Origin of the sequence: Haloferax sp. ATCC BAA-644, assembly GCF_000336975.1 — an archaeon.
Taxonomy (GTDB): domain Archaea; phylum Halobacteriota; class Halobacteria; order Halobacteriales; family Haloferacaceae; genus Haloferax; species Haloferax volcanii.
This window is the reverse complement of sequence record NZ_AOLF01000027.1, coordinates 1-13,698: the sequence shown is the minus strand read 5'-3', so window position 1 is coordinate 13,698 and position 13,698 is coordinate 1. Positions and strand designations below refer to the sequence as shown.

Genomic DNA, 13,698 nt, shown 5'->3' with positions numbered 1-13,698 from the left:
CGGATTTCCCCCGCAGGAACCCGGAAAGACAACGGTTAAAAGTCGCGCGCCGGTTTATGAGCGTATGAGCGAGTCCGAACAGCGACACGCGCACCAGTGTGTGTCCTGTGGCATCAACATCGCCGGCATGAGCGCGGCGACGTTCAAGTGCCCCGACTGCGGCCAGGAGATTTCGCGTTGTTCCAAGTGCCGCAAGCAGAGCAACCTCTACGAGTGTCCCGACTGCGGCTTCATGGGTCCATAATCATGGGAAAAGTAGCTGCTAAAATCAAGGTCATGCCGAACAGCCCCGAACTCGACCTCGACAGCCTCGAGGACGCGCTCGAAGACTCCCTGCCCGAGGGTGCGAAAATCAAGGGCTTCGAACGCGACGACGTCGCGTTCGGACTCGTCGCCCTCCTGCCGACCGTCATCGTCCCCGACGACGCCGGCGGCACCGAGGCCGTCGAGGAAGCGTTCATCGAAGTCGAAGGCGTCGAGAGCGTCTCCGTCGAGAACGTCGGCCGTATCTGAACTGACGACCGACTTTTTTCGCAGGCAAGTCCCGGAGCGACCGCGTCGCCCGTCGTCAGCGGCGCTCCATGAAGTAGACGCCGAGGACGACGCCGAACGTGAGCCCGAGCATCACGCCGATGGGTAGCGAGTTGCCGATGACGCCCGCGACGCCGCCGAGGAGGAACCCGAGAGACAGCCCGATACCGAACTGCTCGGCGCTGTGGCTCGACCCCTCGTGGTCGTCGGAATCGACCATCGCGCGGTCTGTGGGTTCGGTGTAGCTCTGTCGCTGTACGGACTCCGCGCTCAGGGAGACTGACTCCTGGGACATACCTCACTATTCATCGTGCTATTCAATAACCCTTACTCGCGTTCCCAACTCGCGGCAACGACTGGTCGACCACCGGTGCGTGAGGGCGCGCGAGGACGGGCGAGTGCGGACGAGGCGCGGGGTCCGAGCCTCAGAACGCCGCGTCGAACGCCCGCTCGAGGTCGGCTTTCATGTCGTCGATGTGCTCGATGCCGACCGAGACGCGAATGAGGCCGTCGGTGAGGCCCGCTTCGAGTCGCTCCTCGCGGGGGATGGCCGCATGAGTCATCGCCGCGGGTTGTTCGATGAGGCTCTCGACGCCGCCGAGGCTCTCGGCGAGCGTGAACACCTCGGTCTCCTCGACGACGGTCGAGGCCTGTTCGAGCGAGCCGTCGAGTTCGAACGAGAGCATCCCGCCGAAGTCGTCCATCTGCTCGGCCGCGAGGTCGTGTTGCGGGTGGGAGTCGAGCCCGGGGTAGAACACTTCGGAGACCGCCCCGTGGTCGTCGAGCCACGCGGCGAGGTCGCGGGCGTTGTCGCAGTGGCGGTCCATCCGGACCGGGAGCGTCTTCGTCCCGCGAAGGACGAGAAAGCAGTCGAACGGCGAGGGCGTCGCGCCGACGGAGTTCTGGTAGAAGCCGAGTTCCTCGTCGAGTTCCTCGTCGTCGGTGACGAGCGCGCCGCCGACGACGTCGGAGTGGCCGCCGAGATACTTCGTCAGCGAGTGCGAGACGATGTCCGCGCCATGGTCGAGGGGGCGCTGGAGGTACGGCGTGGCGAAGGTGTTGTCGACGGCGCACAGCGCGTCCACCTCGTGGGCGATGTTGGCGAGCGCGCCGATGTCGTTGACGCGCATGAGGGGGTTCGTCGGCGTCTCGACCCACACGAGTTCGGTCTCCTCGCGGACGGCGTCGCGGACGGCGTCGTGGTCGGTGGTGTCGACGAAGTCGAACTCGAGGTCGTACTTCTCGTACACCTGCGTGAAGATGCGGTGGGTGCCGCCGTAGACGTCGTTGCCGGCGACGACGTGGTCGCCCGCCTCGAGGAGGTTGAGCACGGTGTTTATCGAGCCCATCCCCGAGGCGAAGGCGCGGCCGTACGAGCCGTGTTCGAGCGCCGCGAGGTTCGATTCGAGGTCGGTTCGCGTCGGGTTCCCGGTGCGAGAGTACTCGTAGCCGCGGTGGTCGCCCGGCCCGTCTTGGGCGTACGTCGAGTTCGCGTAGATGGGCGTCATGAGCGCCCCTGTCTCCTCGTCGGGCTCCTGTCCCGCGTGGATGGCGCGCGTCTCGATGCGCCGCTCGTCTTCGGACATACGAGAAGCGCGGCGCCGACTCGGGTTAAGTCCGTCCCTCCCGCGCGACCACGCGGGAGATACACACGCGCGGTTCGTAACGTGCAATTTATAATGGCGACGCAAGTATTCGTTCTCACGACTATGCCGAGCTCCAACGGTCCGATGAAGGGGACGCGAGGAAAGCTCTCGAACAAGCCGCGCGAGCGCGGCACTTCGCCGCCGCAGCGCGCCATCGCGGAATTCGAGGAGGGCCAGAAGGTCCACCTCAACATCGACCCGAGCGTTCGCGAGGGTCGCTTCCACCCGCGCTTCAACGGTCTCACCGGTGAAGTCACCGGGAAGCAGGGCCGCGCGTTCAAGGTCCAGATCAACGACGGCGGCAAAGAGAAGACGGTCATCGTCCGTCCCGCTCACCTGCGCGCCCAGCAGTAAGCGATGACCATCTTCAAAGAAAAGCTCGACGAGGAGTATCTGACGACCTCCGAGGTCAAGGAACTGCTCGCCGAGGTTGAGGCGGAACGCGCCGCCGACGAAGAGCGCGAGATGCGCTACGAACTGGCCCGCGCGATAGAACACGTCAACCGGTTCGCCCACCTCGACCCCGAGGAATCTCGCGAACTCGTCGAGGAGCTCGCCGAGCTCGAGAAGGTCGACGGTCCGACCGCCATCAAAATCGCGGACCTCCTTCCGCAGTCGCGCGACGAGCTTCGCGCGGTGTTCGCCCAGCAGCGCTACGCGCTGTCGGGCGACGAACTCGACGAAATCCTCAACGTCGTCGCGAAGTACGTCTGACCGCGTGACAGCGCGGCCAACTATTTAAATATCGGCTCGCCGTAACTACTGGTATGACACGTACGGAGAGCGGTGACGCCGACGCCACGACCGAGTACGTCGTCGTACTCGACGTACTCCGCCACGGGCGTCAAGGAGACGACCGAAGGCGCTTCGACGCGGCACCCATCGCGTACGCGCTCGGAGAGTCCGATTTCCGTCTCCTCGAGTTGACCCTCGTCGAAGACGCCGACGTGAGCATCGGCGACCGACTCGTCGTCTCCCCGGCCGCCGACCGCGAGCTGATTCAGTCCGTCGAAGAACTCTCGTACGGCGACCTCTCGAACACGGCGACGGCCGAAGTCGACTACGTCGTCGAGGACATCGTCGAGGCCGACGAACGGCGGTTCGTCGACTTCTACAACGACGCACAGCCCATCACCCTGCGGCTCCACCAGCTCAACTTGCTGCCCGGCATCGGCAAGAAGCTCCGCGACAAGATTCTCGAATCGCGCAAGCGACAGGGGCCGTTCGAGTCGTTCGAGGACCTCGAAGCACGCGTCTCGGGGCTCCACCGCCCGAAGGAGGTCATCGTCGAGCGCATCCTCGACGAACTCCGCGACAACGACGTGAAGTACAAGACGTTCGTCGGACGCGACGGCCGGTAGCGGAACGGGACTTTTACCCGCTCCCGCACGATACCTCTCCCAATGACGAGCGACGGCAGCGAACAGGTCCGCGAGGTCGCCGCGCGCGACCCGGACGCCCTCATCCGGCGGGCGGGCGCTCGCGGGAACCCCGACCACGACCAGCACTTCCTCGTCGACGACCGCGTCGTCGACCGAATCCCGACGTATCTCCCCGAGGACGCGGACCGCTCGCACGTCCTCGAAATCGGCGGCGGGCCGGGCGTCCTCACGGACCGACTGCTCGGCGTGGCCGACCGCGTGACCGTCGTCGAACAGGACCGGACGTTCGCCGCGCACCTGCGCCGCGAGTTCGCTGACGAGGTCGAATCGGACCGGCTCACCGTCGTCGAGGGCGACGCGCTCGACGTCGACCTCCCCGAGTTCACCGCGTGCGTTTCGAACCTCCCGTACGGCATCTCCTCGGAGATTTCGTTCCGGCTGCTCCCCCGCGGCAAGCCGCTCGTGTTGATGTTCCAAAAGGAGTTCGGCGAGCGGATGGCCGCCGAGGCGGGCACCTCGGAGTACGGTCGCCTCTCGGTGAGCACCCAGCACTACGGCGAGGTCGAACTCTGCGAGCACGTCCCCCGCGAGGCGTTCGACCCCAAGCCCGCGGTCCAGAGCGTCGTCGTCCGAATCACGCCGCACGAGCCGGAGTACGAGGTCGACGACGAGGCGTTCTTCCTCGACTTCGTGAAGGCGCTGTTCACCCAGCGGCGAAAGACCATCAGAAACGGTATCCGCAACACGGCGCACATCTCCGGGCTGTCGGACCCCGAAGCGGTCGTCGAGGCCGCCGACGAGGACGTGCTCCGAAAGCGCGCCGGCAACATGGCACCCGCCGAGTTCGCCGAACTCGCGCAACTCGCCGCGTCGGTCGGCCTATAATCCATGACGCTCCCCGCACTCGCCGCGGCGCTCTTCCGCCTCGCCTCGACGGCAACTCCCCTCCAGAGCGGTACGGTTCTCGACATCGCGTCGCTGTTCCCGACGTTCGAACTCCGCGTCGCCGCGAGCGTCCTCGTGACCGTCGCGGTCGTCGCCGTCTGGCGGCTCGGCGCTCGACTCCACGACAAGGAATTTGAGGCCGTCTCGATGCCGGTGTGGCATCTCTCGGTGACCGTGCTTCGACTCGTCGTCGTCGCCGGCGGCGGGGGGTTCGTCTTCGCGCTCTGGTCGCTGTCGGGCGACATCGGCACGATTTCGGCGCAGTACGACCTCGGCAGAGAGACGTTCGTCCGCATCGCGCTGTCGGCGGCGTTCGTCGTCGGCGCGTACGTCCTCACGAGCGTCCTCGGCCGGTTCATCGGTGAAATCGCGAGCACGCGCCCGGAGATTTCGGACCACCAGCGCGAAATTATCTACCGCATCGCGCAGGTGACGACCTACCTCACCACGCTCGCGGTCATCCTCGGTATCTGGCGGGCTGACCTCGGCGGCTTCCTCGTCGGCGCTGGCTTCCTCGGCATCGTGGTCGGGATGGCCGCGAGACAGACCCTCGGGTCGCTCATCGCGGGCTTCGTCATCATGTTCTCCCGGCCGTTCGAAATCGGTGACTGGGTCGAAGTCGGCGACCACGAGGGAATCGTCACCGAAATCACGGTCGTGAACACGCGTATCCAGACGTTCGACGGCGAGTTCGTGATGATTCCAAACGACGTGGTGAGTTCGGAGAGCCTCGTCAACCGGAGCCGAAAGGGGCGGCTCCGCCTCGACATCGAGGTTGGCGTCGACTACGACGCCGACATCGACCGCGCCGCAGAGGTGGCGCAGGCGGCCGTCGAAGACCTCGACGAGGTGCTGTCGGTGCCGAAGCCGCAGGTCGTCGCAAAGCGGTTCGGTGACTCGGCGGTCGTCCTCGGGGTGCGCCCGTGGATAGACCGCCCGAGCGCCCGGCGGTGGTGGCGCGCGCGCACCGCGACCATCTCGGCCGTCAGCGAGGCGTTCGACGAGGAGGGAATCGCGATCCCGTTCCCGCAGCGCGCGCTGTCCGAGCGCGACCCTTCGGGTCCGATTTCGCTCACGGACCAGCGACCCGAGGCGAGCCCCGAGGCCGACGGCGGCGTCGAGGGAGGCGACGAATGACCGACCTCGCCGAGCGCCGCGGGATGAACACCTCGGTCTACCAGCCCGCGGAGGACTCCGGGCTGCTCGCGCAGGCCGCGGTCGGGCGCGTCTCGGGGCGCGTCCTCGAAGTCGGGACCGGCTCAGGCTGGGTCGCAGAACGGCTCGCGACGAAGACCGACGCGGACGTGGTCGCGAGCGACCTCAACCCCCACGCTTGCCGGCAGGCGGCCGAGCGCGCCGCCGCCCTCCGCGAGGAGGGCCACCGCGGGTTCGAGGTCGTCCGCGGGAGCCTCGTCGAACCGTTCCGCGACGACGCCTTCGACGCGGTGGCGTTCAACCCGCCGTACCTCCCCGAGGAACTCGAAGCCGCGCGCGACGACTGGATGGAGGTCGCGCTCACCGGCGGCGAGGACGGCCGCGAAATCATCGACCCCTTCCTCGACACCGTCGGGCGCGTGCTCAAACCCGGCGGCACGGTCTTCCTCCTCGTGAGTAGCTTCACCGGCTACGACGAGGTGCTCGCCCGCGCCGAGGCGAACGGCTTCGGCCACGAGGTCGTCGTCCAGGAGTCGTACCCCTACGAGACGCTCACGGTGCTCGCGCTGGATAACTAATGCGCATATATTGATACAGGAAATATTATACACCGTCATTTCTTAGCGAGAGGTGATGACTGAACTCGTCTCGACGACACCGGGACTGTATCCCCTCCCGGATTGGGCGAAACAGGAGCTTTCGGACCTCAAGGGCCACCAGAAACACGACCTCATCTCCGGTAACGAGGGCGGCGACATCGTGGGCGCGTACGACCGCGCCCGCGAGGAAGTCGTCTCCGAACAGACCGACGCCGGCCTCGACCGCGTCGTCGAGGGGCAACTCCGCTGGGACGACATGCTCGCGCACCCGCTGACGGTCCACGAGAACGTCGAGACCGGCGGCATCGTCCGCTACTACGACAACAACAACTTCTACCGCGACCCGCAGGTCAGCGGCGAACTCACCTTCTCCGGCGACGTCGCGGCCGAACTCGACGCTACCGCCGACCTCCTCGGTGGCGACGAGTCGCTGCAGGCGGTCCTCCCCGGCCCGTACTCGCTTTCGGACCTCGCGACCGACGAGCACTACGGCGACGAGGCGGAGTTCCTCGACGCCGTCAGCGAGTTCCTCGCGGACGAGGTCGACGCCTTCCCCGACCACGAGACGCTGTTCCTCCTCGAGCCCTCGCTCGTGTTCTCGCCACCGGGCGAGGACGTCGACGAGCGCGTTCCCGAGGCCATCTCCGCCGTCTCCGACGCGACCGACGCCGACGTGGTCGTCCACACCTACTGGGGCGCGCTCGACGAGAAGGTCCACGCGCACCTCATGGACGCCGACGTCGACGCCATCGGCTTCGACTTCGTCGCCGGCGACCGCGACCAGACGCTCTACAACGTCAACGAGTACGGCACGAAAGACGACATCGCGCTGGGCCTCGTCGACGGCCAGAACACGCTGGTCGAAGACCCCGAGACGGTCCGCGAGCGCGTCGAGTGGACCCTCGACAACGTCCAGAGCCAGACGTTCGACACCGCCTACGTGACCTCCAACACCGAACTGTTCTACCTGCCGGAGAACCGCGCGACGGAGAAACTCGCCGCCCTCGCGGCCGCCACCGAGGACGAACTGGAGGTGGAAGCATGAGCCGCGACGCCGAGAACCGCGAGCAGTTCCGCCCCGAAGCTCACGACACCGAGCACTTCCTGCTCACCACCGTCGTCGGCTCCTACCCGAAGCCCAAGTGGCTCAACCGCGCCAACGACCTCGCGGAGGACCCCGACTCCAAGTTCACCCAAGAGCACCTCCACGAGGCTCACGACGACGCCTGTCGCGTCATCACCCGCGAACATGAGCGCTCCGGCCTCGACACCGTCGTCGACGGCGAGATGCGCCGCGAGGAGATGGTCGAGTACTTCGCCCACCGCATCCCCGGCTACGAGTTCAACGGCCCGGTGAAGGTGTGGGGCCACAACTACTTCGACAAGCCCTCGGTCGTCGGCGAGGTCGAGTACGACGAGCCGTGGCTGGTCGACGAGTTCGAGTTCACGAGCGACGTGGCTTCCAAGCCCGTCAAGGTGCCCATCACGGGCCCGTACACGCTGGCGAGCTGGTCGTTCAACGAGCACTACGACTCAGAGGCCGACCTCGCGTACGCGCTGGCCGACCTCGTCAACGAGGAGATCGAACAGCTCGTCGAGGCGGGCGCGACCTACATCCAAATCGACGAGCCCGCGCTGGCGACGACGCCGGACGACCACGCCATCGTCGGCGAGTGTCTCGAACGCATCGTCGCGGGCGTCCCCGACGAGGTCCGCATCGGCCTCCACGTCTGTTACGGCGACTACTCGCGCATCTACCCCGAACTCAACGACTACCCCATCGACGAGTTCGACGTGGAACTCTGCAACGGCGGCTACGAGCAGATTGACGTGTTCACCGACCCCGAGTTCGAGCCGGACCTCGCGCTCGGCGTCGTGGACGTGCACACCGCCGAAGTCGAGACTGTCGAGGAGATTAAGGAGAACATCAAGCAGGGCCTGAAAGTCGTCCCGCCGGAGAAGCTCACCGTCTCGCCCGACTGCGGCGTGAAGCTCCTCCCCCGCGAGGTCGCCTACCAGAAGATGGAGAACATGGTCAAAGCCGCCCGCGAGGTCGAAGCCGAACTCGACGCCGGCGAAATCGACCTCGACGCGCCCGTCCCGCAGGCCGACTGAGCCCCCACCGCCGCGTCCGCGTTCGTTCTTTTTCGTCCGTCACGACCCGCGACCCCAGAGCCGCGGGCCTTCACCGCGTTCGGTCGCGCCCCAGCGGACGGCGAACACCGCCGCGAGCGCGAGGGCCACGAGTTCCATCTCGACCATGTGGCACGCGTTCGCCGGGCGGCGAGAAAACCGTTGTTCGCCGCGCGGTGGACGGTCAGGCCGCGGTGAGGGTCGGCCTCGACCGGCCTCGCGTGGCTGGTGGTAGTATTCCGCACACCCCGTCGCAGACGACGCGATGTCCGACGGCTGGAGCGCGGACGAGAGGGGAGACGTGGCCGTCGCTCCTCTCGGCAGAAAGCGTGAGAACCGCGAGACGAGACTTACTCGTAGAGCCAGGTCTCGTCGACGCGCTCGTAGTCGACGAGTTCGTTCTCGTCGAAGAAGAGCGCGATTTCGCGCTCGTTCGCGCCCTCGTCCTCGTGGTCGGAGCCGTGGATGACGTTCCGGCCGAGGTCGAGACCGTAGTCGCCGCGGATGGTGCCGGGAGCGGACTCTGCGGGGTCCGTCTCGCCCATCATGCGGCGGACCTGTCGCGTCGCGTCCTGCCCTTCCCAGACCATCGCGAAAACGGGACCGGACGTGATGAAGTCGACGAGACCCTCGAAGAAGGGCTTGCCCTCGTGCTCGCCGTAGTGGTCGTGGGCGAGCTCCTCGTCGATTTGCATGAACTTACCGGCGACCATCTTGAGACCGCGGTCCTCGAAGCGGGAGACGATGTCTCCGATGAGGCCGCGCTGGACGCCGTCGGGCTTGACCATCACGAAGGTGCGCTCTGCGTCGGACATCTAGTTGTCCTCCGACTTGCCGCTCGCGCGGCGGCCGGCCTCCGTCCACTCGAGGTCGCGGGCCTCGCGGCCGAGGAAGTAGTTCTTCTCGGCCTTCGAGTCCTTGAAGTGGAGGATGGTGCCGTCGGTCTTGACGTACATCGTGCCCGTGCCGGGCTCGATTTCCTCACCGCTGTAGTCGCACGTGCGCTTTTCGACCATTGTTACTGCCCTCCGATGGAGTCGGCGTCACGCTGGGTCTCGCGGAGCTGGAGGATGTCGCCCTCGCGGACGGGACCCAGCACGTTTCGCGTGATGATACGGCCCTGGTTGGAGCCTTCGCGGATGCGGCACTTGACCTGCATGGCCTCGCCGTGCATCCCAGTCTTTCCAACGACTTCGATGACTTCGGCAGGCGTCGAGTCGCTGGCTTGTTCGTCCGCGCTCATGGTCGGTTATCGAAGGTCCTCGACCTTAGTCGCGATATCCTCGACATCGTCGGACGCGTCGCCGGCGTCGACGATGGCGGCCGCGGCACTGCCGACTTCGAGGCCGGCGGCGTGGCCGATGTCGTCCTGCGTCTCGACGAAGATGAACGGAATGCCCTTCTCGTCGGCGAGTTCGGGCAGGTGCATGACGATTTCCTCGGGGGAAACGTCTTCCGCGATGAGGACGAGCTGGGCGTTGCCCCGCTCGATGGACTTGGTCGTTTCGTTGGTTCCTTTCTTCACGATACCAGTATCTCGGGCGACCTCGAGCGCCTCGACGGCGCTGTCAGCGAGGTCGGCCGGTACGTCGAAGTCTACGTAGACAGCCATTGTTGTTCACCTATATCCTGCTCGCGGGCTCGACTCCCTCGCCGGTATCACACCGGTCGGTCGGTCGCGACCGGTCAACGATATCCCTACGGCGAGGAGGTTCATCAACCCCGGACAGGCTGTAACCATCCTTTGCTCCGGCCCCCATAAAAGCGCTTTCAAAATCGTAGCGCCGTGCGACGCGTCCGCACGACCCGCGAATCGCCTGATTTCTCGGCGACGGGACTGTCGAAATATCCGTGTCGATCGGTCACTCGACCCATCATGTGCTGGGCGTGACGCCCGACTGGAACCGCCGCTTCACCGACCGGCGGACGAGGTCGCTCGCACCCGACCGAAGGAGGTGAATAGCCGCGCCGACGTATCCATCCCATGACCGAACTCGGCGACGACCCAGACGTCGAGGCGCTCGCCGCCGCCCGCCGCGAGGAGGCGCTGGCGACGAACCAGCGACGCCTCCTCGTCCTCGCCGGCGACCGGGACGCCGGCATCGACGCCGCCTTCGACGCGGTCCGCGGGGCCGACGTGCCCGACGACGAGGTGACGTTCGTCACCGCCCGCGAGGGCTTTCGCTTCCACCGCGTCGAGCCGAAGCGCGCCTCGTCGCTCCTCGGAACGACCCGGACGCTCGTCGTCCTCGACGCCCACGAGAAGTTCTCGGCGAACGCGCTCGGCCGCGTCGCCGGCGCTGTCGACGGCGGCGGCCTGCTCGTCATGCTCACCCCCTCTCTCGACGACTGGCCGACTCGCCGCGACTCGTTCGACGAGCGACTGGCCGTCCCGCCCTTTTCCGTCGCGGACGTGACCGGTCGCTTCCGCGGCCGGCTCGTCTCGACGCTCCGGGACCACCCCGGCGTCGCGCTCGTCGACCTCGATTCGGGGACCGTCGAGCGCGACGGGGCGTACCGACAGGGAATCAGCTTCGACGCCGCCCCGCCGCGGGTGCCGACGGAGAAAGACCGCCGATTCCCGCGGCGCGCCTACGGGGACTGCCTCACCGCCGACCAGTCGGACGCGCTCGCCGCGCTCGAAGCCCTGACGGAACCGGGGACCGCCGTCGTCGTGGAGGCCGACCGCGGCCGCGGGAAGTCGAGCGCGGCGGGCCTCGCCGCCGGGAGTCTCGCCTTCGAGGGCGCGGACGTGGTCGTGACGGCGCCCGGCGAGCGAAACGCCGCCGAGGTGTTCGCCCGCGCCGAGCGACTCCTCTCCGAACTCGGCGCGCTCCGTGGCGGCGGCGCGGACGACTTCGACATCGCGGCCGAGAACGGAGGTCGCGTCCGCTACGTCCCGCCGACCGAGGCCGGCGCCGCGGCGGCCGACGCCGACGCGCTCGTCGTGGACGAGGCCGCCGCCCTGCCCGTCAGGCTCCTCGAATCGTTCCTCGCCGCGCCCGCGGTCGCCTTCTGTACGACCGTCCGCGGCTACGAGGGCGCGGGCCGCGGCTTCGCCGTCCGATTCCGCGACCGCCTCGACGACGCGGACCGCGAGGTGACCGACGCGCGCCTCGACGACCCGATTCGCTACGCCGCCGGCGACCCCGTCGAGTCGTGGACGTTCCGCGCGCTCCTCCTCGACGCTCGGCCGCCGGTCGACCAACTCGTCACGGACGCGACGCCCGATACCGTCTCCTACCGGGCGCTTTCGCCCGACGACCTCCTCTCGGACGAACACCTGCTCCGCGAGGCGTTCGGCCTGCTCGTCCTCGCGCACTACCGGACCGAACCGGACGACCTCGCCCGCCTCCTCGACGCGCCGAACCTGACGCTCCGGGCGCTCACCCACGAGGGCCGGGTCGTCTCGGTCGCGCTCCTCGCCCGCGAGGGCGGCCTCGCCGCCGACACCCGCCGCAAGATGTACGACGGTGGCCGCATCCGCGGGAACATGCTCCCCGACGTGTTCACGAGCCAACTCCGCGACGAGGGCGCGGGCGTCCCCGTCGGCTACCGCGTGATGCGCATCGCCACCCACCACGCGGTCCGGTCGTCCGGCCTCGGCTCGCGGCTCCTCACGGAGCTACGCGACGAGTTCGCGAGCGACGCGGACTACCTCGGCGTCGGCTTCGGCGCGACCCCGGAACTCCTCTCGTTTTGGCACGACAACGGCTACGGCACGGTCCACCTCTCGACCACCAGAAACGACACCAGCGGCGAGTACTCGGCGCTCATGATGCGCCCCCTATCGCCCGCCGGCCGCGACCTCCGCGACCGCCACGCGAACTGGTTCCTCGGCCGCGTCGGCGACGTGCTCGGCGACGCCCTCTCTGACCTCGACGCCGACGTGGCGCGGGCCGCCCTCGCCGCCGTCGATAGCTCCCTCTCACCCGACCTCTCCGAGTACGAGTGGCGCGTCGTCGTCGGCGCGTCGTACGGCCCGGGGCTCTACACGACCGCGCCCGGCGCGTTCCGCCGTCTCGGACTCGCGCACCTCACGAACCCCGAGCGGGCCTCGCTCACGCCCCGAGAGGAGCGACTGCTGGTCCGCAAGGTCCTCCAGACCCATCCGTGGGACGCCGTCGCGGACGAACTCGACTTCCACTCGACCGCGGGCGCGATGCGCGCGCTCGGCGACGCCTACGAACCGCTCGTGGACGAGTACGGCACCGACGCGGCCCGCGAGGAACGCGAGCGATTCCGGTGAGGCCCGCCCGGGGGAGCGGCCGAGCCTCAGTCGCTTGTCCGCCGACACACCGATAGTCGCCGGTGCCGACGCTCTCCGTATGGCCGAGTGCAGCGAACTCGACTGCGAGAACGTCGCGGCGGTCAGGCTCTACGTGCCGTGGGACGCCGACAGGAACGTCTGTACGGCCCACGCGAGGGCGCTCGTTCAGCAGGACGGCGTCGTCGCCGAACCCCTCGACGGGGCCGAAGACGACTGGTCGTAGCGCGACGGGCCGTGGCGCGACCGGTCGTGGGCGAGACCCGCGAAGCCGACGCGTCGCTGGCAAGTGCGACGACGCGCAGAAAATCAGGGTCGGAGACGGAGCGAGTCCGCGCTCACCGGAGCGAGACGGCCATCATCACTTCGTCGACGTAGTCGCCGTCTATCTTGTAGTGGGCGTCGCGGACGGCTTCGGTCTCCCAGCCGTGGCCTTCGAGGAACGCGATTGCCTCCTCGTTGGTCGCCGGGACGCTGTTGTAAAGCTTCTCGAAGCCGCGCTCGCGCGCCCAGTCGACGCCGCGGTCGAGGAGTTTGCTCCCGATGCCGTGGCCGCGGAACTCCGGGCGCGTGCCGACGGTCAGGACGGCGGTGTGGCTCAGTTTCTCCGCCTCGGGCAGGTCGAGGTGGACCCAGCCGGCGAGTTCGTCGCCGACCGTGGCGACGAACACCATCCGGGAACTGACCTCGTTGTGTCGGAGGACGACTTCCTCGTGGTCCAGCAGGTCCGCGACCGTCTCGGCCTCGATGTACCGGCCCTCGTCTGCGACCTCGTGAATGGCGTCGACGAGGCTCTCTAAGTCGACGTTCTGGGCCATCCGAATCGTCACGTCGAGGTCACCGAGTTCGACCGTCTCCGCCTCGCCGGGCGCGTAGGCCACCTCGACGTGGTTGCCGACCTTTCGGATGTAGCCGTCGCGTCGCAGGACGGTCAGGTGCGCCCCCAGCGCCGCCGGCTCGAAGTTGAGCGCCCGCCGTACCTCGTCCTCGCGGACGGTCCCGTGGCGCTCGATGTACTCGTAGATGTCCTTGCGGTCTTT

19 protein-coding genes are annotated in these 13,698 nt (G+C 67.6%); 12 read left to right on the top strand and 7 right to left on the bottom strand.

Annotation, left to right across the window (positions count from 1 at the left end):
* Positions 1 to 64 precede the first annotated feature (64 nt).
* Positions 65 to 244: an HVO_2753 family zinc finger protein gene (locus C458_RS12350; protein ID WP_004042997.1), complete on the top strand. Its 180-nt coding sequence runs from the start codon at positions 65 to 67 to the stop codon at positions 242 to 244.
* A 2-nt stretch (positions 245 to 246) separates the two neighbouring features.
* A complete protein-coding gene (locus C458_RS12345; protein ID WP_004042995.1) occupies positions 247 to 513 on the top strand; it encodes an elongation factor 1-beta in 267 nt (88 codons plus the stop codon).
* A gap of 55 nt (positions 514 to 568) precedes the next feature.
* Here the strand turns inward: C458_RS12345 and C458_RS12340 are convergent, their stop codons facing one another.
* The gene (locus C458_RS12340) at positions 569 to 826 is read right to left on the bottom strand and encodes a hypothetical protein (protein ID WP_008576120.1); all 258 of its coding nucleotides are present in this window, start codon (positions 824 to 826) and stop codon (positions 569 to 571) included.
* 130 nt (positions 827 to 956) lie between these two features.
* Entirely contained in the window at positions 957 to 2,117 is a 1,161-nt protein-coding gene (locus C458_RS12335; RefSeq protein WP_008576118.1) for a cystathionine gamma-synthase, read from the bottom strand.
* 123 nt (positions 2,118 to 2,240) lie between these two features.
* On the opposite strand from C458_RS12335, the gene C458_RS12330 reads away from it, so the two are divergent.
* From C458_RS12330 to C458_RS12295, 8 genes are read left to right on the top strand one after another with little or no spacing between them, the layout of a single operon-like run.
* Positions 2,241 to 2,531, top strand: a complete 291-nt coding sequence (locus C458_RS12330) for a 50S ribosomal protein L21e (RefSeq protein ID WP_004061361.1) — start codon at positions 2,241 to 2,243, stop codon at positions 2,529 to 2,531.
* Between the two features lie 3 nt (positions 2,532 to 2,534).
* Positions 2,535 to 2,891, top strand: coding sequence for an RNA polymerase Rpb4 family protein (locus C458_RS12325; RefSeq protein WP_004042989.1), 357 nt, complete (start codon positions 2,535 to 2,537; stop codon positions 2,889 to 2,891).
* 53 nt (positions 2,892 to 2,944) lie between these two features.
* Entirely contained in the window at positions 2,945 to 3,538 is a 594-nt protein-coding gene (locus C458_RS12320) for a DUF655 domain-containing protein (protein ID WP_008576115.1), read from the top strand.
* A gap of 42 nt (positions 3,539 to 3,580) precedes the next feature.
* Positions 3,581 to 4,444 carry a 16S ribosomal RNA methyltransferase A gene (locus tag C458_RS12315; RefSeq protein WP_008576114.1) on the top strand — a complete coding sequence of 288 codons (864 nt, stop codon included), beginning with the start codon at positions 3,581 to 3,583 and terminating at the stop codon, positions 4,442 to 4,444.
* A gap of 3 nt (positions 4,445 to 4,447) precedes the next feature.
* Positions 4,448 to 5,641, top strand: a complete 1,194-nt coding sequence (locus C458_RS12310; RefSeq protein ID WP_008576113.1) for a mechanosensitive ion channel family protein — start codon at positions 4,448 to 4,450, stop codon at positions 5,639 to 5,641.
* Positions 5,638 to 6,237 (top strand): HemK2/MTQ2 family protein methyltransferase, encoded by a 600-nt coding sequence (locus tag C458_RS12305; RefSeq protein WP_008576111.1) that lies wholly within the window; start codon positions 5,638 to 5,640, stop codon positions 6,235 to 6,237. Before C458_RS12310 ends, C458_RS12305 begins: the two co-directional genes overlap by 4 nt.
* Before the next feature lie 55 nt (positions 6,238 to 6,292).
* Entirely contained in the window at positions 6,293 to 7,303 is a 1,011-nt protein-coding gene (locus C458_RS12300) for a vitamin-B12 independent methionine synthase (protein WP_008576109.1), read from the top strand.
* The gene (locus tag C458_RS12295) at positions 7,300 to 8,373 is read left to right on the top strand and encodes a methionine synthase (protein ID WP_008576107.1); all 1,074 of its coding nucleotides are present in this window, start codon (positions 7,300 to 7,302) and stop codon (positions 8,371 to 8,373) included. The genes C458_RS12300 and C458_RS12295 overlap by 4 nt, the downstream gene beginning before the upstream one ends.
* Before the next feature lie 368 nt (positions 8,374 to 8,741).
* Here C458_RS12295 and ndk read toward each other — a convergent pair whose 3' ends face one another.
* Genes ndk through rpl7ae form a run of 4 tightly spaced genes read right to left on the bottom strand, consistent with a single transcriptional unit; the run spans position 8,742 to position 10,003 of the window.
* The gene (gene ndk / locus C458_RS12285; RefSeq protein WP_008576105.1) at positions 8,742 to 9,206 is read right to left on the bottom strand and encodes a nucleoside-diphosphate kinase; all 465 of its coding nucleotides are present in this window, start codon (positions 9,204 to 9,206) and stop codon (positions 8,742 to 8,744) included.
* Entirely contained in the window at positions 9,207 to 9,407 is a 201-nt protein-coding gene (locus C458_RS12280) for a 50S ribosomal protein L24e (protein WP_004974594.1), read from the bottom strand.
* A 2-nt stretch (positions 9,408 to 9,409) separates the two neighbouring features.
* Positions 9,410 to 9,634 carry a 30S ribosomal protein S28e gene (locus C458_RS12275; RefSeq protein ID WP_004042966.1) on the bottom strand — a complete coding sequence of 75 codons (225 nt, stop codon included), beginning with the start codon at positions 9,632 to 9,634 and terminating at the stop codon, positions 9,410 to 9,412.
* Between the two features lie 6 nt (positions 9,635 to 9,640).
* Positions 9,641 to 10,003: a 50S ribosomal protein L7Ae gene (gene rpl7ae / locus C458_RS12270; RefSeq protein WP_004042964.1), complete on the bottom strand. Its 363-nt coding sequence runs from the start codon at positions 10,001 to 10,003 to the stop codon at positions 9,641 to 9,643.
* 372 nt (positions 10,004 to 10,375) lie between these two features.
* Here rpl7ae and tmcA point away from each other — a divergent pair, with 372 nt between their 5' ends.
* Positions 10,376 to 12,640 carry a tRNA(Met) cytidine acetyltransferase TmcA gene (gene tmcA / locus C458_RS12265; protein WP_008576102.1) on the top strand — a complete coding sequence of 755 codons (2,265 nt, stop codon included), beginning with the start codon at positions 10,376 to 10,378 and terminating at the stop codon, positions 12,638 to 12,640.
* A gap of 79 nt (positions 12,641 to 12,719) precedes the next feature.
* Positions 12,720 to 12,884, top strand: a complete 165-nt coding sequence (locus tag C458_RS18490) for a hypothetical protein (protein ID WP_008576100.1) — start codon at positions 12,720 to 12,722, stop codon at positions 12,882 to 12,884.
* 112 nt (positions 12,885 to 12,996) lie between these two features.
* On the opposite strand, the gene C458_RS12260 is transcribed toward C458_RS18490, so the two are convergent.
* Positions 12,997 to 13,698: GNAT family N-acetyltransferase (locus C458_RS12260; protein WP_008576098.1), on the bottom strand; the 702-nt coding region annotated here is incomplete at its 5' end.